Origin of the sequence: Acinetobacter sp. YH12043, from assembly GCF_013419915.1 — a bacterium.
Lineage (GTDB): Bacteria > Pseudomonadota > Gammaproteobacteria > Pseudomonadales > Moraxellaceae > Acinetobacter.
Genome location: NZ_VOZD01000017.1, coordinates 41809 through 61858, shown reverse-complemented (window position 1 = coordinate 61858; position 20050 = coordinate 41809). Strand labels below are relative to the sequence as shown.

General features: G+C 40.3%; 17 protein-coding genes. 10 read left to right on the top strand and 7 right to left on the bottom strand.

All coding sequences use genetic code 11. From position 1 onward, the window contains the following. Positions 1-50 precede the first annotated feature (50 nt). Together FTU01_RS09755 and FTU01_RS09750 are read left to right on the top strand one after the other, a co-directional pair. Entirely contained in the window at positions 51-233 is a 183-nt protein-coding gene (locus FTU01_RS09755) for an NF038215 family lipoprotein (protein ID WP_180138918.1), read from the top strand. 102 nt (positions 234-335) lie between these two features. Further along, a complete protein-coding gene (locus FTU01_RS09750) occupies positions 336-959 on the top strand; it encodes a LysE family translocator (protein ID WP_004785033.1) in 624 nt (207 codons plus the stop codon). A 63-nt stretch (positions 960-1022) separates the two neighbouring features. Here FTU01_RS09750 and FTU01_RS09745 read toward each other — a convergent pair whose 3' ends face one another. Beyond that, a complete protein-coding gene (locus FTU01_RS09745; protein WP_180004410.1) occupies positions 1023-2210 on the bottom strand; it encodes an ammonium transporter in 1188 nt (395 codons plus the stop codon). Between the two features lie 449 nt (positions 2211-2659). Continuing rightward, entirely contained in the window at positions 2660-3640 is a 981-nt protein-coding gene (locus tag FTU01_RS09740; protein ID WP_180138916.1) for an MBL fold metallo-hydrolase, read from the bottom strand. 267 nt (positions 3641-3907) lie between these two features. Here FTU01_RS09740 and FTU01_RS15665 point away from each other — a divergent pair, with 267 nt between their 5' ends. After that, positions 3908-4024 carry a hypothetical protein gene (locus tag FTU01_RS15665; protein ID WP_373683639.1) on the top strand — a complete coding sequence of 39 codons (117 nt, stop codon included), beginning with the start codon at positions 3908-3910 and terminating at the stop codon, positions 4022-4024. 65 nt (positions 4025-4089) lie between these two features. Here the strand turns inward: FTU01_RS15665 and FTU01_RS09735 are convergent, their stop codons facing one another. Beyond that, on the bottom strand, positions 4090-4446 hold the full coding sequence (locus tag FTU01_RS09735) for a hypothetical protein (RefSeq protein WP_034581100.1): 357 nt from the start codon (positions 4444-4446) through the stop codon (positions 4090-4092). Between the two features lie 194 nt (positions 4447-4640). Then, positions 4641-6701, bottom strand: coding sequence for a methionine--tRNA ligase (metG, locus tag FTU01_RS09730; RefSeq protein ID WP_180138914.1), 2061 nt, complete (start codon positions 6699-6701; stop codon positions 4641-4643). 314 nt (positions 6702-7015) lie between these two features. Here metG and FTU01_RS09725 point away from each other — a divergent pair, with 314 nt between their 5' ends. Further along, positions 7016-7819, top strand: a complete 804-nt coding sequence (locus FTU01_RS09725) for a hypothetical protein (RefSeq protein WP_180138912.1) — start codon at positions 7016-7018, stop codon at positions 7817-7819. A gap of 289 nt (positions 7820-8108) precedes the next feature. After that, positions 8109-9368 carry an iron-sulfur cluster carrier protein ApbC gene (apbC, locus tag FTU01_RS09720; protein WP_180138910.1) on the top strand — a complete coding sequence of 420 codons (1260 nt, stop codon included), beginning with the start codon at positions 8109-8111 and terminating at the stop codon, positions 9366-9368. A gap of 40 nt (positions 9369-9408) precedes the next feature. On the opposite strand, the gene FTU01_RS09715 is transcribed toward apbC, so the two are convergent. From FTU01_RS09715 to FTU01_RS09705, 3 genes are read right to left on the bottom strand one after another with little or no spacing between them, the layout of a single operon-like run. Next, entirely contained in the window at positions 9409-11424 is a 2016-nt protein-coding gene (locus FTU01_RS09715; protein WP_034701993.1) for a TRAP transporter permease, read from the bottom strand. Continuing rightward, positions 11421-11906, bottom strand: a complete 486-nt coding sequence (locus FTU01_RS09710; RefSeq protein ID WP_159124390.1) for a DUF1850 domain-containing protein — start codon at positions 11904-11906, stop codon at positions 11421-11423. Before FTU01_RS09710 ends, FTU01_RS09715 begins: the two co-directional genes overlap by 4 nt. Next, positions 11906-12910 (bottom strand): TAXI family TRAP transporter solute-binding subunit, encoded by a 1005-nt coding sequence (locus FTU01_RS09705; RefSeq protein ID WP_159124389.1) that lies wholly within the window; start codon positions 12908-12910, stop codon positions 11906-11908. Before FTU01_RS09705 ends, FTU01_RS09710 begins: the two co-directional genes overlap by 1 nt. Positions 12911-13557: 647 nt before the next feature. Between FTU01_RS09705 and FTU01_RS09700 the strand changes: the two genes are divergently transcribed. The 5 genes from FTU01_RS09700 to FTU01_RS09680 all read left to right on the top strand — a co-directional run bounded on the left by FTU01_RS09700 (position 13558) and on the right by FTU01_RS09680 (position 20034). Beyond that, entirely contained in the window at positions 13558-14151 is a 594-nt protein-coding gene (locus FTU01_RS09700; protein WP_180129796.1) for a LysE family translocator, read from the top strand. A 122-nt stretch (positions 14152-14273) separates the two neighbouring features. Further along, complete coding sequence (dcd, locus tag FTU01_RS09695; RefSeq protein WP_004785008.1) at positions 14274-14843, top strand: dCTP deaminase; 570 nt, start codon at positions 14274-14276, stop codon at positions 14841-14843. 233 nt (positions 14844-15076) lie between these two features. Beyond that, entirely contained in the window at positions 15077-17101 is a 2025-nt protein-coding gene (locus FTU01_RS09690; protein ID WP_180138908.1) for a hypothetical protein, read from the top strand. Between the two features lie 12 nt (positions 17102-17113). Further along, a complete protein-coding gene (locus FTU01_RS09685) occupies positions 17114-17830 on the top strand; it encodes a hypothetical protein (protein WP_159123364.1) in 717 nt (238 codons plus the stop codon). Positions 17831-17859: 29 nt separating this feature from the next. Then, positions 17860-20034 carry a DUF6160 family protein gene (locus FTU01_RS09680; RefSeq protein WP_180138906.1) on the top strand — a complete coding sequence of 725 codons (2175 nt, stop codon included), beginning with the start codon at positions 17860-17862 and terminating at the stop codon, positions 20032-20034. Positions 20035-20050 lie beyond the last annotated feature (16 nt).

Sequence of the window (20050 nt, the reverse complement as noted above, 5' to 3'; positions counted from 1 at the left end):
ACAAATTTGCTAATCTGAATCTTATAGGGAACTTAGAGGAGGATAGAATAATGAAAATACTATCCTGTACGATTTTAAGTGTATTGCTCTTGGGCTTATCTGGCTGTGATGATCCGCTGAATAAACCTAAAACTGATACACGAAGCATGATCATTGGCGGAGTGCCGGTGCATGACCATGATTATAAGATGATTGATTCATCTTTCATCGCTCAAGACCAACTGAAAAAATAGCGGAATTTCGCACAAATATTGCATCATTTGTGTAGAAATATTAAAGCAAAATAAATTATTTTTACTTAAAATAAGCCATTCATTTTAAGTTTGGATGGTCACGTGGAATCATTTTGGATTTTAGGTTCAATTGCCTTTGCCCTCATGTTAGGTGCAATGAGCCCCGGACCGACTTCTATTTATGTAGCGAAAAATTCAATTGCGATCTCACGTAAGCATGGCCTATTTACAGCTTTAGGTACCGGAACAGGGGCAGCTATTTTTGGTCTGCTTGCAGTTTTAGGTTTGCAGGCATTTTTGCTGGCTGTGCCATCTGCCTATCTGGCGCTTAAAATTTGTGGTGGTTTATATCTGCTCTGGTTGGCTTTTAAAATTATCAAGCATGCCAAAGAACCGATCGATGCAGGCGATGACAGTCAAACTCAGATGTCCTTACGTCGCGCCTATATGACAGGCTTGATTACTCAATTATCTAACCCAAAAATTGCCATTGTATTGGCCAGTATTTTTACTGCGCTTTTACCTAAAGAAATTCCAACTTACTTTTACTTTGTATTGCCGGTTTTATGTTTCTTTATTGATGCAGGCTGGTGCTCGCTGGTGGCCGTTGCACTTTCTGCCGAAAAACCGCGTCGTGTGTATTTAAAATTTAAAGCTGGCTTTGACCGTGCAGCAGGGGCGGTCATGACCGTGCTTGGCTTAAAGCTGATCTTTGGGATGAAGTAATTTTCCAATTATCACAGACTATAAAAAAAGCCCCGATGATTCGGGGCTTTTTTAATTTGGTGCTTAAAAAATATTTTCTTCGGAATTAGCGGAAATCCGGTGAATAGATAAATCTGCACCGGTAAATTCTTCTTCCTGACTCAGACGAATACCGATCAACACTTTCAGCAGACCATAAACCAGAAATCCACCTGCCAGAGCCACTACAATCGCGAGTACGGTACCGAATAATTGTGAAATGATAGAAACACCGCCCATGCCTCCGAGCCATTGCTGACCGAATATACCGACAGCAATTCCACCAAAAGCACCGCATACGCCATGCAAAGGCCAAACCCCTAATACATCATCAACTTTGAGTTTATTTTGAGTATAGGTAAAGAGTTTTACAAAAATCACGCCTGCGCTGATTCCGATAAATAATGCACCCAGTGGATGTACCACATCAGAACCTGCACAGATGGCAACCAGTCCAGCTAATGGGCCGTTGTGCAAGAAGCCGGGGTCATCTTTACCGGCTACTTTTGCTGCAATGGTTCCACCAACCATCGCCATTAAAGAGTTAATCGCAACCAGTCCGGAAATGGCATCCAGGCGCTGTGCACTCATCACATTAAAGCCAAACCAGCCGACAATCAGAATCCATGAGCCTAAAGCAAGGAAGGGGATGGATGACGGTGGATGTGCAGTAATCCGACCATCATTTTTATAGCGTCCATTACGTGCACCAAGTAAAACGACTGCAGCTAGAGCAATCCAGCCCCCCATACCATGCACGACCACAGAGCCGGCGAAATCATGGAAGCTGGCCCCAAAGGTATCTGCCAACCAATCCTGAAAACCAAAGTTGCCATTCCAGATCATCCCTTCAAAAAATGGATAAATCAGAGCCACCAGAAATAAAGTAGCTAAAGCCTGCGAACGCATTTTGGCCCGTTCAGCAATGCCTCCCGAGATAATCGCAGGAATAGCTGCGGCAAAGGTCAGCAGGAAGAAACAACGCATCAGGTTATAACCATGATCGGCTGCTAAAGTAGAGGCATCGTGGAAAAAATGCTGACCATAGGCAATATAATAGCCCACTAAAAAGTAAGCAATGGCGGATAGAGAAAAGTCAGTGAGAATTTTACTTAAGGCATTGACCTGATTCTTATGGCGAACTGTCCCTAGTTCTAAAAACGCAAATCCTGCATGCATGGCAAGCACTAGAACTGCACCGAGAAGGAGAAATAATAAGTCTATATTCTGCATTATGCGTTCCAATTTAGTGCATAGAATCACAAAAGAAATCCAGTATATAGAGGCAAACTGATTCGAAAAGAGTTACTAGCAAGGGAAATTTTGATAAAGAATTTCTTGAAACTGACAAGACTCGATATAAAGCACAATAGAATTTTATGCACCAAACTAAGACATCATAAGAAAAGATAAAATTTAAATTTATATTTTGTTTTTTAGATATTTAGCTTTATCAAGGAAAATGGCGTGTTAAAAATGTGTGCTAAAGGTGCACATGAAAAGTGAAAGGATTTTTAAGAAAAAATTTAAAAAATTAAATGAAAGATGATTTTGAATTGCAAAAGCACATCATGATTTTAAATTTTAGAAGTCATATAGGCTATTGATTAGCTATATCTCCAATAAATAAAACCCTAATAAATTAGGGTTTCATCCGGAGCTAAAATCTCTGAAGTATTCAATTAATCTTTAAAATGTACAGGAATCCATTGATAGCTCTTTCCATCTTTAGAGTAAATATGACCGATCCCCGGGAATGGTAAATGTGGCGCTGCAATGGTCTGACCTTGCTTGGCGTATTCAGCAAAATGCTTTAAACGGGTTTGCACCGCAGTTTTAGGATCGACATCGAATTCTATGGCTGTTTCAGGTTTGTCGAATTGCAAGGTATGTGAATGGACGATGTCACCGACAAAAACCACTTCTTGACCATCGGCTTTGAGTTTAAAGCTGTAATGCCCTGGGGTATGACCAAAGGATGGCTTAAACTCGACCCCACCAAAAGCTAAAGATTTATCAGAAAAGACTTTCACTTTTTTAGCTTTTTCATAGGGTGCAAGAGCTGCTTTAATTTTCTCTACGGTGCCTAAGAAACCTTCCTGCTGGTCTTTCGGTAGTTTTTTGACGGTATTTGGACTCAGCCAGTAGTCATACTCGGTTTTGGAAATATGTAAGGTGGCATTTGGATAATTTGCTGCGCCATTATTTGAAATGCCACAAACATGATCAGGGTGGAGATGAGTCAGGAAAATGCCACTCACTTGTGCAGGCTGATAACCTGATGCCTTGAGGTTGTTATAAATTGAGCCTAAGTGGGCACCAAAGCAGCTTGCAGCGCCGCTATCCACCATGAGTAGTTGATTGCCTGTATTAATCAGGAAGGCATTAACAGATGTCTGTATACCTTTGGCTTGATCGGCATGATACTTCTTCAAAATTTCTGTTTTTTCTGCATCATTTAGGCCTTTAAACATCGATGGATTTAAGTAGTTTGTACCATCGAGCAGGGCAGTAATCTGAGTATTACCAATTTGGTGATGGTAGTAGCCAGCAACTTGTTTTTGTGAAGTAATCGGTGCAGGTTCAGCAGCCTGACTCACACTTACACCCAAAACAGAAAATGAAAGTAGAGAGGTGAGAAGGGATGTTTTTAAAGTATTCATGGCAATTCTTATGGTTGTGAAGTTTATGCTATGTATTAGCATGTAAAGCATGAAAATAGAATATAAAAATATTTACCTTTTTTTAAAGAGAGAAAAAGAATTCGCTATCTGTACTAGGCATTCAGTTTGAATCTGTATATTGATTTTTTAAGGAAATAAAAGATTTTGTATCTAAAAATATTTTTATAAATAAAATACTTAGATAAATTTCACTTTTATAAAAAAGCCCGTTAACATGGGGCATTGCAAACAGCCTTGGGTATCGCTATGAGTTTTTGGAAAAAGAAAAATAATGCAGCATTTGTATTTTTCATTATTACCTTATATTCATTGCTGGGCTTCGGCATTGGCTATGTCATCTGGGAATTTTTCCTTGATAAATAAGTGCTATCTGATTTATTGATCGATCTAAAAAAGCCTCTAAAGATAGAGGCTTTTTTAATAAGCAATTATTTACTGCATTCAGGCTGAGAACGGTCAATAATTTGAGTGCCTTCTACGCGATAGCCAATTTGGCCTACAAGAAATGCTTGATTTAGTTGAGTGATGACTACATCAGAAAGTGCTACTGCACAACGATCTTTTTCAATGGCACGATCTACTGCTGTTTTGAAATTTGGAATACCTAAAGGGAATAAAATTACTGGAACTTTATCTTCGCCTTTAACGCGTTCGCCTTTAACGAACTGAGTTGAGTTTAGGTTAAAGTTTTTAGTTGAAGCTACAGTCATATCAGCCATACGAACTGAACATCCTGTGAATACAATTGTTGATGCTGCTAAAGCTGAAACTAGTAATTTTTTCATGTTTACCCCGAATAATTCTAAAAATAAAAAAGCGTTTAGATTCTATAGATATATTTTTAAAAAACAAGAAAATAAATTGTATAAATGGTAAAAAACTAAAGATGAAGAACTTTTATTGGCTGAGTATTATTTTAGTAGACTAAGTAAAAAGCCCCTACAATGTAGAGGCTTTTCCTCTATCTAAGACCTAAATCTTAAGACACTTTATCACCTGGTTTAGCACCAGATTCAGGCGAAATCACCCAAACACCGTCGCCATTACCAGCGGCAAGTACCATACCGTTCGAAATACCAAAACGCATCTTACGTGGAGCAAGGTTAGCGACCATCACCACCAGTTTGCCTTTCAGGTCTTCCGGTTTATAGAACTCACGGATACCACTGAACACATTACGTGGTTCAGCTTCTCCAACATTTAAAGTCAATTGCAGTAGTTTGTCAGAACCTTCAACCGTTGCAGCGTCCAGAACTTCAGCCACACGTAAATCAACTTTAATGAAGTCATCAATCGTGATGATCTCAGCTTCACCAACTTTAGGTTCAGCTTTCTTCTCTTTGGCTTTCTCTTTTTTCTTCTCAGCTTTTGCTGGTTCAGCAGCAGGTGCAGCTAAAGAATCTTTAGATGCATCGACCATCGCAGCCACAGCTTTCGGATCAACACGTTGCATCAGTGGCTGGAACAATGCAATTTCATGACCAGTCAAAATTTCAGTGCGAGAAGCAAAGTCGAAAGAAGCCAGTTTTAGGAAGTCCTGAACCTGAGCAGCCAAAGTTGGAAGTACTGGAGCTAAATACACAGCCAATTGACGGAACAGGTTGATACCTACAGAACACACACCGTGAACCTGTTGTTCTTCGCCTTCAATTTTCGCTAAAGCCCAAGGTTTTTTCTCATCGATGTACTGGTTGGCTTTATCTGCAAGTGCCATGATTTCACGGATCGCTGCCGAGAATTCACGGGTTTCATAAGCTTTGGCAATTGAATCGCCAGCATCAATAAAGCTTTGAACCAGTTCAGGCTCGGCACAAGTTGCACTTAGCTTGTTGTCAAACTTGGTATTGATGAATTTTGCACAACGGCTGGCGATATTCACTACTTTACCCACTAGGTCCGAATTCACTTTCTGAACGAAGTCATCCAGATTCAGGTCAGAATCTTCAACCTTATCAGAAAGTTTAGAAGCAAAGTAATAACGCAGGTATTCAGGGTTCAAATGCTGTAAATAAGTTTCAGCTTTAATGAAGGTACCGCGAGATTTAGACATCTTCTGACCATTTACAGTCAAGAAGCCGTTCACGAATAAACCGGTTGGTGTACGGTAGTCTGCACCTTCCAGCATTGCAGGCCAGAACAGGGCATGGAAGTAAACGATGTCTTTACCAATGAAGTGATAGACTTCATTTTTAGAATCTTTTTTCCAGAAATCATCAAAGCTTAAGTCAGGACGTTTAGTTTTGATGTAATTCTCGAAGCTCGACATATAGCCGATTGGCGCATCCACCCAAACATAGAAATATTTGTTTGGTGCATCTGGAATTTCAAAACCGAAATAAGGCGCATCACGTGAGATGTCCCAGTCGTTTAAGCCATTATCAAACCATTCATCCAGTTTGTTGGCGATAGATACGGGTAGACGACCTTCGTCACGGGTCCATTTTTGCAGGTATTCACCAAAATTTGGCAGTTTAAAGAAGTAATGATCTGATGATTTCTCAACAGGAGTCGCGCCGCTTAAAGTCGATTTTGGATTTAATAATTCAGTTGCGTTGTAAGTTGTACCGCAGACTTCACATGAATCGCCGTATTGATCTTCTGCCTTACATTTTGGGCATGTACCCTTAATAAAACGGTCTGACAGGAACATGCCTTTTTCAGGATCAAATAACTGGGTTACAGGGCGAACTGCAATATTGCCGGCTTCACGGTTTTTGATATAGATTTCTGAAGCGCGGGCGCGGTTGGTATCACTGTGGGTAGAGTCATAATGATCGAAATGCACACCGAAACCGTCAAAGTCACGAATGTGTTCTTTTTGCACATTGGCGATCTGTGCTTCAGGTGAAATGCCATTTGCCTCAGCACGCAGCATGATCGCTGTACCATGAGCATCATCCGCACAGACATACGTCACGTCATGACCCATTGCACGCATCGCACGTACCCATATATCAGCCTGGATATAGCCGAGTAAGTGACCCATATGAATCGGGCCATTGGCGTAAGGAAGGGCATTGGTGACTAGGATTTTACGCACGGATTCACTCTCTCATTCGTATTCATTATGCAATGGGCCATAATTTTACATGATGCAGAAGGGATTACAAAGAAATGCTTTTACATAAGCGTTAGGAATAAATCAGGCTGAATATTCAGAATACAAAAACTGGCTATAGACGGGAAATTGACCCTTAAAAATTCGATTGAGATAAGTTGATGCTACTTCCTGCAAGCAATAGCAACAACATGTACAGGCTTTGTTGCAGTTTGCTTAATTCCCCCACGTCATTGCATGCTTTGTGCTAAAAATTTGGCTGATCATTTTTATTATGACGCCTTAGGAGGGTACTCATGACTCAGAATAACCAGACAAGTACTTCAAAACAGAATCAAGATAAAGAACAACATGCACGAGAGCTGCATGACAAGATTGAACAAGAGCAAAAGCAGAATGAGATTGATAAACAGCATAAGCAGAAACATGAAGAAGTCCTAGAAGCCCAAAAAAATGGTGCTGATGAAAAGTCTGATCATCAGCAAGACTCTAAAGCATCTGGTCATCAGCAATCAGAGCAAAAAGATGCGTCTAAAAATGACCAATCTAATCATGGTGATCAATCCGATAAAAAAGCTGAAAGTACCAAAATGGATGACTTAAAAGCGAAAGCCATCGCGATCGGTGAAGAGCTGTTGCAAAAAGGCGAAAAGATTCTGAATGAGCTAAAAAATGGCAAATCAGACAGCCAGAAAAATGGCGAGCAAGGTTCAGATGATTCGAAAAAGGCACAGGATAAAAGTTCTGGAGATAAATCGGCAAATCAGGCTGACCAGGATCGTATGGCAAATTTAAAAGATGAAGCGCTACACAAATTTGAAGATACTAAGGTCAAAATTAGTGAGTTGGTGAATGAAGCTGCTACGAAACTGAATGAGTTGAAACAGATGGCGGCTGAAACCATGACTAAAATGAAAGGCGATGACCAGTCTCAGTCAGATGATTCGAAAAAGCAGGATCAGGATTCTTCATCTAAAGAGGCTAAGGATAAGGACCAAAATTCAGATCAGACCAATAACAAAAATGATGCTAAAAAGGATCAGGATAAGGCTGATCAATCTGGGCAAAACAAGACCGACCAAGATAAAAATCATAAATAATCATTTCATGTTGAAAGCCACTTCATTCAGTTTTTGAATGAAGTGGCTTTTTAATGGATACTATCTAATTAATTTTATTTAAAATTTTAAAATATCAATAATATAAAACAATAAATAAGATGTAATGCTGACTTTATAAATTTTCTTCCCTGTAACTCTTTAAAACCAAGTAAAATAGTTGGAAATTATATTTGTCTTTCAGGCTTCTGAATACAGATTGCTTAACCTGAGACTAAAACCTCGTTAAACTAAGCTATTCAGATGTCTATCTATATTTTTGGAGTAACCTATGTCCTGGCTTTCTTCGCTTAAATCGGTTTTTTCGCCTTCCAAGGAGGTGAACGAAGAAGCTGTGCAGAACGTACTGCAAAACTATATCTTGCCAAATTCTAGCAATGCGCTGAAAGACCGGATTACTCAGGTCAATGTGCAAGGCGAGATTCTGCAAATCACCATTAATACCTATCCGGAAGAAAAAGAGCAGTTACAGCAGATTCATGATGAACTGGCGGATGCGCTAGAGAAATGCGGTATTAAAGAACTAAACCTGCATGTGATTCAGCAAAAGACGGGTCATAAAAAAGAAGGCGGTTGTGGACATCATCATGCAGAAGGCGAGAGCTGTTCCAGCCAGCCGCAAACTGCTGCTTCAAAATCGAATCTGCCACCTGTAGTTGATGCTTCAGGCAGCGTAGCTCAAGCAGAAGCTGATCCAAATAATCCACCGATCCAGAAAGCTGCTCCACAGCAACGTGATGTGCCGAAGCATCCACGCATTCAGAATGTCATTCTGGTCTCTTCAGGTAAGGGCGGTGTAGGTAAATCAACCACAACTGTGAATCTGGCTTTGGCTTTGCAAAAATTAGGTTTGAAAGTGGGTGTACTGGATGCGGATATTTATGGTCCAAGTATTCCAACGATGCTCGGCAATGCCGGCAAAACCCCGATGATCGAAGCCGAACAGTTTGTCCCACTCGATGCCTATGGTATGGCAGTGCTGTCGATTGGTCACTTAACAGGTGATAATAATACGCCGGTTGCTTGGCGCGGTCCGAAAGCAACAGGTGCCTTGATGCAGCTATTCAATCAAACCCTATGGCCAGATCTGGATGTATTGATGATTGACATGCCGCCAGGTACAGGTGATATCCAGTTAACGCTTGCTCAGCGTATTCCAGTCACAGGTGCTGTGATCGTCACCACACCGCAAAATGTGGCATTGCTGGATGCAACTAAAGGCATTGAACTGTTTAACCGTGTGCAGATTACAGTGATGGGGGTAGTCGAAAATATGTCGACCCATATCTGCTCGAACTGCGGTCATGAAGAACAGATCTTTGGTACAGGCGGCGGTGATAAACTGTCAGAGCAATACAATATTCCATTGCTCGGCCGCTTGCCTTTGAATGCAGTGATTCGTGAAAATGCCGATGCCGGTAAGCCTTCAGTGATTGCTGGAGATGATGCTGCTGAAAGTTATATGGCCATTGCTCAGAAAATTGCAGCAAAATTGCCAAAAGCAGAAAAAGATAAAACTCGTATTTTCTAAGATTCTATAATAAAAAAAGAGAGCTTAAGCTCTCTTTTTTTTATGAGGTTTTAGTCGTAGCTGTATTTTCTTTTCTTGCCTGAATGATATTAAAGCCAATTGCAATAATCACCATGATGGTGCCGATAATATCGGTCATGGTCTCAGGCACAATCATCATGAGAGCGCCAACCCCTAGGAAGATGCGCCAGAACCAATTCATCGCGGTTTTAAAGTAGCCTTCTACTGCAGCGCCAAGTGCCAGAATGCCGACAATGGATGTTACGGTAATGCTTAAAATGACATTCCATGCCGGTAAGCCAAATTCTTTGGCATTCACGGCAATATCTGTTGTATCAATCATTAGCATCGCCGGGTTATAGACAAACAGGAAGGGCACAATAAATCCGGCTAGGGATAGGCGCAAGGCCAGGAATCCAGTCCGCATTGGGTCACCCCCGGCAATCCCGGCACCGGCAAAGGCGGCCAAAGCGACGGGTGGGGTAATATTGGCAAACAGGCCAAAATAGAACACAAACATATGCGCGACTAGGATTGGAATATCAAAGTTGGCCAAAGCAGGTGCTGCCATCGTCGCGGTAATGATATAGGCTGGAATCGATGGTAGACCCATGCCCAAAATCATCGATGCAATCATGGTGAAGAACAGAGTGAGGAACAGACTGCCAGCACCAATACTCATGATTGAAGAAGTCATGACAGAACCAAAGCTAGTCAAGCTCACCACACCAATAATGATACCCACGACCGCACAGGCAGCCATCACTGAAAGTGACTGCTTGGCGCCATCAGCTAAAGCCTCCAGAATTTCCTTAGGTCCCATACGGGTGGATTTTCTGAATGCTGCCACCACAATGGTCAACAAAATTGTATAAACAGCGGCATAACTCACTGGAATCGACTGGAATAAAAAGAATACCAAAGCAACGATTGGAAATAATAAATGTCCTCGTTCTTTCAGGACTTCTTTGACTCGTGGTAGGTCAGCTTTGGGAACGCCTTTCAGGTGATCTCGGCCAGCTCTGAAATGGACTTGTGCCATCACACCGAGATAATACAGCAGGGCAGGTAATACCGCAGCTAAGGCAATCGTGCCATAACTGACACCCGTGGTTTCTGCCATGATGAAGGCACTGGCACCCATTACTGGCGGCAATATCTGCCCGCCGACAGAAGCACTGGCTTCCACTGCACCGGCAAAGTTTTTGTGATAGCCAATTTTCTTCATTAAAGGAATGGTAAATGAACCTGTTCCTACGACATTGGCAACCGCCGTCCCGTTGATACTGCCCATAAAACCGCTGGAAATCACCGCGACCTTGGCTGGTCCACCTTGCTTATGTCCCGCAAGTGCCATGGCGAGATCATTAAATAATTTTCCCATTCCTGATTTCGCCAGAAAGGCACCAAACAGGATAAACAGGAAAATAAAGGTGACTGAAGCACCAATGGCTGAAGAATATAAACCTTCAGTCTTCAGATACATTTGTCCGAAAATATCACTGAATGTATAGGGGCGAGTGAGCAAGCGATCCGGCATCCATTCAAAATGACTGACAAATGGATAGCTTAAGAAAATCAGTCCTAAGATCGGCAACATCCAGCCCATTACCCTTCGAGCAGCCTCAACCACCAATACTACTGTCATAATCGAGAAGACAATGTCCAGCGTATTGGGAATGCCTCCCCGAGTGGTCATAATCGCTTGATACTCTTTAAATAAATAAAAGAAAGAAGCAAAAGAGGCGATCACCCAAATCCAGTCTGTCCATGCGACTTTTTGTCGGCTACTTGCTTGACGTGCTGGATATAACAAGAAAATCAGCGCCAGACCAATGGATACATGGGCTGCACGTTGAATCAGTTCTGGCAAGGGATTAAAAGTAATATAAAGATGAAATAACGAATAGGATATTGCCAAGGCAGCAATAAACCAGCGAACCGATTTGTTGATCGGATTGCGAGTGACAGATTCACGGTCAAATTTTTCTAATAATTCTTGTTGCTGTTGATCATCCAGTGCTTCGGTCACATTTCTTGTTTCTTGTGGATTCATAGGCAATCATTTAAACCTCTTTTTTTCCATGGGCTGTCTTTTTTTATAGAAAGTTGTACCGTGCTGTAGTCGGGAAAATCCTGATAAATATTCCAGATCCGATCAGCACTCTCAATTTGTCCCTGCATTCTGCGTGAAATGACCCAGTTGAGTTCTTTCATCTCTCGGTTGATTTGCATATGGATATTGCCATCATCCTGTCGAGTAATAGTACCTTGATCAGGTGTACCCGCACCAAATGAAATGAACTGAGTGTCTGTCAGAATGAAATGATCCTTGTCTAGAAGATAACGTTCTTTCCAATGTGTTCTTTCTACCGAATGCATCCAGCTGAGCTGAAAAGATTTCTGGTCAATTTTGCACTGAAAATTTTGCTCTTTCACTTCCACAAAAATATACGGAAATGTCATCCAAACACAGCTAATAAAAAAAGTAGCCAAACTAAAAAGTGCAGCAATCGCTGCACCTTGTATCCATTTCATCAGTTCGCTTTATTCTCATCATAGAATTTTTGCGCGCCCGGATGCAGTTGAGCAACCAGACCTTTTTGTGCACCTTCTAAAGTGATTTCTTTAGCAGCCTGATGTGAATTGGCGAGTTGATCCAAGCTGGAGAAGAACGTCTTGGTTAGCTTATATACATCATCTGTAGAGAGATCAGAACGAACCACCAGCGCATTCATGATCGCAGCTGTAGGAATATCTTCAGCATTGCCATAGGTCCCTTTAGGAATGGTCATTGGCAGGAAATACGCCTGATCTTTGGCAATCGCTTTCACTTTATCTGGATTAATACTCACCAGTTGTAGATCAAAGCCCTGTTGCAGCTCCATCAGTGAAGAGTTTGGAAGACCACTGGTCAGGAAGGCTGCATCCAGTTTACCGCCTTTCAAGGCATCAGCTGCTTCGGCATAACCTAAGTAATCTACTTTGACATCCTTATAAGTGATACCAAAACCGTTCAATAGAGTACGGGCATTCACTTCTACACCTGAATTCTGGGCGCCCACTGCAATACGTTTGCCTTTGAGATCTTCAATATTTTTGATACCAGAACGTTTTGAAGTGACAATCTGTACATAGTTTGGATAAAGCGCAGCGATCTGCTGCACGTTGTCAATTTTAGAACTAAAACTGCCTTGACCATTAATTGCTTCAGTTAAGCTGTCGCTCATGACAAAGGCCATTTCAACCTTGTTCTGTTTTAATAAATTTAGATTTTCGACAGAAGCCCCTGTGGTCTGGGTTTTGGAACTTACGCCGTAGGTCTTGTTATAGATTTCAGCCAATCCTGTTCCGATGACATTATAAGGGCCTGAGGCACCGCCTGTCGCAATATTGACAAATCGGGTTTGCAGTTTATCTGCAGCTACGCTCTCGCCAGATGCAGCCTGATTATCTGATTTATTTTGTGCATTATCATTCGAGCAGGCAACTACGCCTGATAACGCTAAGCTCATGACTGAAAGTTTGATCCATTTATTCATATATGACTCCTGATATTATTCTGTAGTTCTTAAAATATAATTAAAACAACAATATACTAAACCGTCTGGATGTTAAAAAATGTGAATTATCAATTGTTGTCCTTGTACAATTTAACAGCAATTATTTTGTCTGAATACCTTTAATAACATTTTTTTCGAAATTTTGCTTTATCAATATGTTGAACAAATTGAGCAAGATAGACATCTTAAATGGAGAGTGGAAATTTAATCATTAGGAGTTAGGTAAAAGTTGCTCCCATCACTAAATCTTTCTATAGAAGTGTGCAAAGTTCATATGCAAGAGCAGGGATTTTTAGTTAGTTAAAATTCAATCAAAGATTACTAGAAATAATGATTTTAAAGTTTTGGATGATTTTTCTTTCATGTTGTAGAGACTAGTATTTCAGGAATTTTAAGTCCGAATACTCTATTGAAACTTCTACTTTTATAGCAATTTTATGATGAGCTTATAGCTTTATAAATTGACAAAATTGACTGAAATAAAATTTTCTTTTATTTTTATATAATTATATGAAAATAAATAAAAAAATAAAATATATTTTTTTTTAATATGTTCTCTTACAATTATTTTTTTGCAGATTTGACCGGATTATTTTATGCTTAATACCTAAGAGCGAGGTCAAACTATGATTTCATGGTTATTTATTGGTTTAGTGGCAGCCATTCTATTAACACCGGGCCCAACCAATACTTTATTGGCATCGTCAGGTATTCAAGTTGGATTTAGAAAAACTTTTCGCCTTATTCCTGCAGAAGCTTTCGGCTATCTCATCGCAATTACATTCTGGGGCTTTTTGATTGGTAAAATCTCGGTCTATTTACCGGAATTACCTCATATTCTCAAACTCTGTAGTGCTACTTATATTCTATTTTTAGCTTTAAAATTATGGCGTACCGCAGAACTTGGTGAAAATTTTCAATGTATTTCGATTCGGGCACGGGAACTATTTTTGGCGACTTTGCTGAATCCTAAGGCATTATTATTTGCTTCGGCTATTTTCCCGGTCATGGTGTGGAAAAGCAGTCAATATTATGTGACTTATATGCTGGCATTCTTGGCATTACTTATTCCTATCGCATTTTTCTGGACCTTTTTAGGTAGCTTATTGGCCAGAAAAAACAATCGCTGGCTGAATCAAAAGAACTTACAAAAGACCGCTTCCATTATTTTAATGAGCTTTTCTGTACCTTTATCCTATTCAGCACTCCTCAGTCTTTAAACCTGAAAAAGCAGCTAAATTTCCTGAAATTTAGCTGTCAGAATTTCGCTTATTTTCATTAGTGTCAATTTCAGTTAAAGTACGTCGCAATTACTTATTTTTAAGATTTTTGGATTATATCAATGGCAATTAAGTCTGATCGTTGGATTCGCGAAATGAGCGAAAAACACGGCATGATTGAACCGTATGCAGAAAACCAGATTCGTCTGGATGAAAATGGTCAAAAGCTGATTTCTTATGGTGTTTCAAGCTATGGCTATGACGTGCGATGTGCGCGTGAGTTTAAAGTATTCACCAATGTTCACTCTGCAATTGTCGATCCGAAAAACTTTGACGAGAAAAGCTTTATCGATATTGAATCGGATGTTTGTATCATTCCACCCAACTCATTTGCTTTGGCGCGTACAGTAGAATACTTCCGTATTCCACGAAATGTGCTGACCGTTTGTTTGGGTAAATCGACCTATGCACGTTGCGGCATTATCGTGAATGTGACTCCACTTGAACCTGAGTGGGAAGGTCATGTCACGCTAGAGTTTTCAAATACAACTAACCTGCCTGCACGTATTTATGCGGGTGAGGGTGTGGCTCAAATGTTGTTCTTCGAATCAGACGAAGTTTGTGAAACCTCCTATAAAGATCGTGGTGGTAAATACCAAGGGCAGACAGGCGTTACTTTGCCTAAAGCTTAATTGTTTTAAAGCATTGAATAAGCGAGGCAAATGCCTCGCTTATTTTTTTGCTGTTTCATTCATCGGAAACTCGGGATTTTTAGTCTTTTGGCTTTGGTAATCCTTCTAAAAATAAGCATAATGAAGAATGAATATATAAAAAAGATGTGCCAAGCATCATAAAAATCAAAAATTGAAGGCTGGGAAGCTGAAGGATAAAGATGCGGAGCATCAGATAAGAAGGATAGGTCGAGATGGCTCAAATAAAAGCTAAATTTCAATTTCGTAAAAGCTATTTGGCAATGATGATCGGTTTAGGATTATTGCCATCCGCACATGCAATGCAGGAATTAACAGATTCTTCTCTTTCTGATACTACCGGTGAAGGTGTTGCCCTGGTACTTGATGACTTTAAAATGGTTTTTCAGGCACCGAATGATGCTTCCAGCGGTTCAAGCTATGCACGAAACATTGCCAATCCAGGTCAGGCAGACACAGGCTTTATTCGTATTATTCCGACTGGAGAAAACTATGCTCAATTAGGTGAGCGTGCCTATAATAAAGTCTATGATCGAGTGTATGCGAGTAGCTATTTAAATGGTATTAGTGCAAATGCCAATCTTTATCAAACGACTTATGACAATAGTGTCAGTACCTATAAAACTCAAAACTATAATACGACTTTAACCGCAATCCGTAATGAAATTGGTGCTAATGCACGTAATGGTATTGTGGAAGAATATCGTAATTCCGCTTTAATGAAGCAATATTATGATCAGCGTTATCAAGATTATTATGATGGTAACCTTTGGCCTTTATCTCTAAGTAATGATGGAACAATAACCAAACCAGGGTCATTGGAATCTACTCTTGGTCTAAAGAATAAGTCGGCTGAATATGCTTTAGCCAATACTTATGAAATGATTGAATTATTATGGGGGGATCGGGCATCCGTTTCTCTTAATAATAAATGGACTCAGGCTGTAGGATCCCGAAGTAATTTGATCGATCCTGGGGTAACAACGATTGTTGAAAACAGGACTCAAGAAAAACTAGTAATTGAAGCTGATAGGTATGCACTGATTCAGGCAAAAAATGCAGTGACTGCTATGGAGCAGGCGGTTAAAGCGAGCGCAACAACAGCGGCCAAAGAAGCTGCAATGGGTGCCTCAGTCAGTACGCTTCGTACGAAGGCTGATGTATTTATCTATGGTTTAGCTTTATCAAAAAGTGATAATTCACTCAGTAGCCGCTATAGCAATCAGGGGTTTAATTGGGGAACAGCCAGCAATCCTTGGTTATTTCATGCCGGAGCCGAAACAGTAAAACAGTTTACGGATACGGGAAAAGAAGTGGGCTATCTAGCTTTAGAAGCACCTCTTGCAACAGTTGCTGCAAATGAAGCAGATAATAATATTAAGCTTGGTTTCTGGACTGATATTTTCTCACGTTCTTTAAATTCAAGTAATACCGTAGATTATGCTACTGGAGCACCTACTTCAGGCTTAGATATTTCTGAACGTTTTCGTGCACAGTTTATTGCTAATGGCTTGAGCATGAACGGTTCGCAAGTCCGATTATTTCAAACCCTTACATCGCCTGATCTTGCATATAGTCAAACCTTGGGCCTGGCGAGTCTGATCCGACTCAATACTAATGATGATCCCTCTACTTTGACCAGTGATTCAAACAATTTGAACAGTAAAGGGATTCGTATTAGTAGTGCAGCAAAAGAGAATAATCTTGATGGAGATGGTCCGACTCCTGCTTTAAATGGCTCTGCAGCTCCTATATTTCATGATACCGAGGGATTGTATTTATATAGCCCGAATATCAATTTGGTACTAGGAAGTATGTATCAGCCTTTTGTTGTGGGTTCGGAAGGAAATAATATTATTTTGGAAGTGACACGTATTCCTAAAATTCCAGATATTTACAACCGGATTTATCAGCGTTATCCAGATGGAAAAGGTGGTTTTTTAGGATCAGAAGCACTTTTAGGCTCTACATGTAATGTATATACGTGTGGTACTGAAATTAAAGCTCAAGCTTCAGATAGCATTGCCTTGTATCAAGGACGCGATGCAACTCACAGTAGTATCGCCATTGGTTCTGTTGAACGTATTGCCAATACTAATATGCTGAAGGCAAAAGATGATAATAATGCTACTGGTGTGGTATTTAGGGGGGCTACTGATAACTCAATGAGGAATTTTGGTTCAGCAGTGATTGATGGTGTGTTGATTCAACATCTAAAAATAAAAACTACAGGTCTATAAAGGAATAGGGCAATGTTGAAAAAGTTAATGCTTGCTACAGTTCTTGGGATTTCTTTTGCGACACAAGCCGGCTTGGTCAGTCTTGATCCGCAGCAAATGACAGCGGAAACGGGTCAAGGCGGAGCAGATTTAAGCTGGACCTTGTCACTCAACCATCAATACGCTACTGATTTAACGAAATCTCAAATTTCTGAAACGGTCGCTAATAAGTTAGAGGTGTATTACAAGCCAACAACAGATTGTGGAATTAACACCTTGTTTTGTCGCTTGGCTATTTCTCCGAACAATCATGTTGATGCTCAAGGCAATAAAAAATGGCTGGTATTTAAAGGCATACAAGGCACCCTGCAAATTGATAAGTTTTCTATCGATGGCACTACAATTACTAATGTGGCAGGTGATCCTCAAACAGCCATGAAAATCACTTTTTATGATGATAAACCTTTAAAAATCAGAAACTTGGGTTTTAATACTTTGGCTATTGAAACCGGAACCGGTGAGGGCGATAAAGAAGGCTATGCCAATTCAGAGAAGTATACGACCTTCACCAATCGTGTTTATAAAGCGGACGGTACATATACCACTGCCTCTGCAGACGTTCCGGAATTTGACCGGGGGCGTGAGAAGGGCTTTATGGGTCTCAATATGCACGGCAACATGCACATGTCAGGAAACTTAAAAATATTTGGCTTTAACTGCTCAGCTGGGAGTGCACAAAGCCGTTGCTAACTGCATGGATGCAGTATAGGGATGAAAGAATGAAAAAAATAAAATCACAAATTAAATTATTAACGGCATGTGTCTGTTTAGCACAGCATAGTTATGCACTAGAGCTGATTGAAGAACAAGAATTGGGTCATATCACTGGTCAAGACGGTATTACGATTACACACGAGGTATCAAAAGTAGAAGTTGAACAGCTCAATTGGTATGACCCGAATGCTGATGTAAATACCAAGATGGGACTGGGATTGCATAAAGTAGAAATCTTAGGCAAAGATCAAAATGCGATTTTAAGCCAGCTTAAGTTTGATGTCGGTGCGACCGATGCTGGTGCAGGGATCCGTCTAGAAGCAAGCGTAGCTCCCTTTAGTGCCAATGCAGATTTTAAACTTGTGAGTAAGGATTGTGCTGGAACAAGCTGTGTCGAAAACAATCAAAATTTGGGCAAATTAGGTCTTGCGATTGATAGTCCATTTAAAATGGTGCTTCATACGACAGCAGGTTTATTCAATAAGAATGAAACAGCTACTATCGATTTCAATTTGCAAGATGCCACGATCAAACATACTTTAGGTACAAATAGCTTAGTTCTAGATAACTTTAATTTTAACTTCGCTGGTACGGGCTATATGTATATAGACCCGATACAAGGCGTCGTACTCGCCAGTAAAAGTGGCACACAAGACCATCTAATTAATTTAAAACCAGTGGCTGTAGGAACAACTGGTGCGCAAACAGCTGGATTAAACTTTGATTTACGCTATCAGAATGGAGATGGCGATTTAAAAAATATCATGCGCTATGGTATTTCGGGTGCAGTGAGTAATGCACGTTTGTCGTTAGGTGCTGATCAGTCAAAACTGAACTCTTTTGATATAAGTAATAAAGTTGGTGGTGTGCTGACGCGACAAGATCGTAGTGTTTCAAGCTATAACGCAGGTGAAGGCGGCTTGCATCTTGGTTTATCAGCTGATTTTACCAATCAGGAAGTGGCAGCAGCACAGGGTTTAAAACCAACGACTTTGGAAATTGGTCATACGGGTAAAGGAAGCTATGCAGTTCAGTTTAATGAATTACGTTCATTAACTGGAAAAAATAATGCTTATATCGATTTTGGCGATATTTATATCAATACAATTCAGGCACAGAGCCTAGAATTTTTAGTGAATGACAATATTAAGTCAACGCTTAGACAAAGTAATCCGATTTTGCAGCAAACTTTAAGCAGTACGTCTGCTAATCAGGATTTTGCACTAATCGCCATACGGGGTATGGATTTCCAGTCGATTGCAGCCAAAGCAAATTTTATTTCTAATGATACTGGTGTTATTTCCGGGAATAGTGGTTCTTGGGGAATTGGTATTCCAATTTACAACCTGAATGCCAATGTTGCCTTGTCGGGTACAAAATATGACGGTGACAAGAATGGTATTGCCTATAACGTGATGGCATCAACTGAAGGTTATGGAAAGGATGCCAAAACTGGAGCACCAAGTACAACTTCAATTCTTTTAATTGATGGTGGTGTAGAGAATGGCCATGCGCGAAACTATTATGCTGGCCTTCGAAATATTGATGCCTTTATTGAATCCAAAGGGGTGATTGGTTATGAAGATGAAGGCATCTATGTAAAAGCTGATAAATTGCTGATCGCAGCGAAAGCTGAAGTGGCAATTGGCCAATTACCGGGATCTAAATATAACTGTGTATCAGGCAATAAATGTGATCAGTTTGTTCCTGATGACAACTTTTCTAAACGCGATGATGTATTAACAACAATTGCCATGATGCTTGATGGTAGTGGTGAGTTAATGATTATTCCGGGACTGGATGTAGCAGGCGAAAATTATTTATCGTTGGATGCAAACTTTAAGTTCCGAACATTAACTTCTACAGAAAAAGGTGATGTTAATAATCTTGGTAGTTATTTTAGTCTGATTAATGAAGATGTAGATAGCACAGGTGCAGTTCATACTTCTGCGATTAACTTTAATCGTATGGAAGGGAATTTAGGATTAATCACCAAAATAGGCGTGAGTGAAGATACTGTTACTTTAGATAATCAAATTAAATTTAATAAAGATCAGAAGATTATCGAGCCGTTTAGAACCAACATGGCCATGACCACAAATGGCAATATGCAGAATATAGCAACAATTGCACTCACAGGCGGAACCATGCGCAGTACGCTAGGCATTACACCGCGCTGAAATAAGGGATGATTTC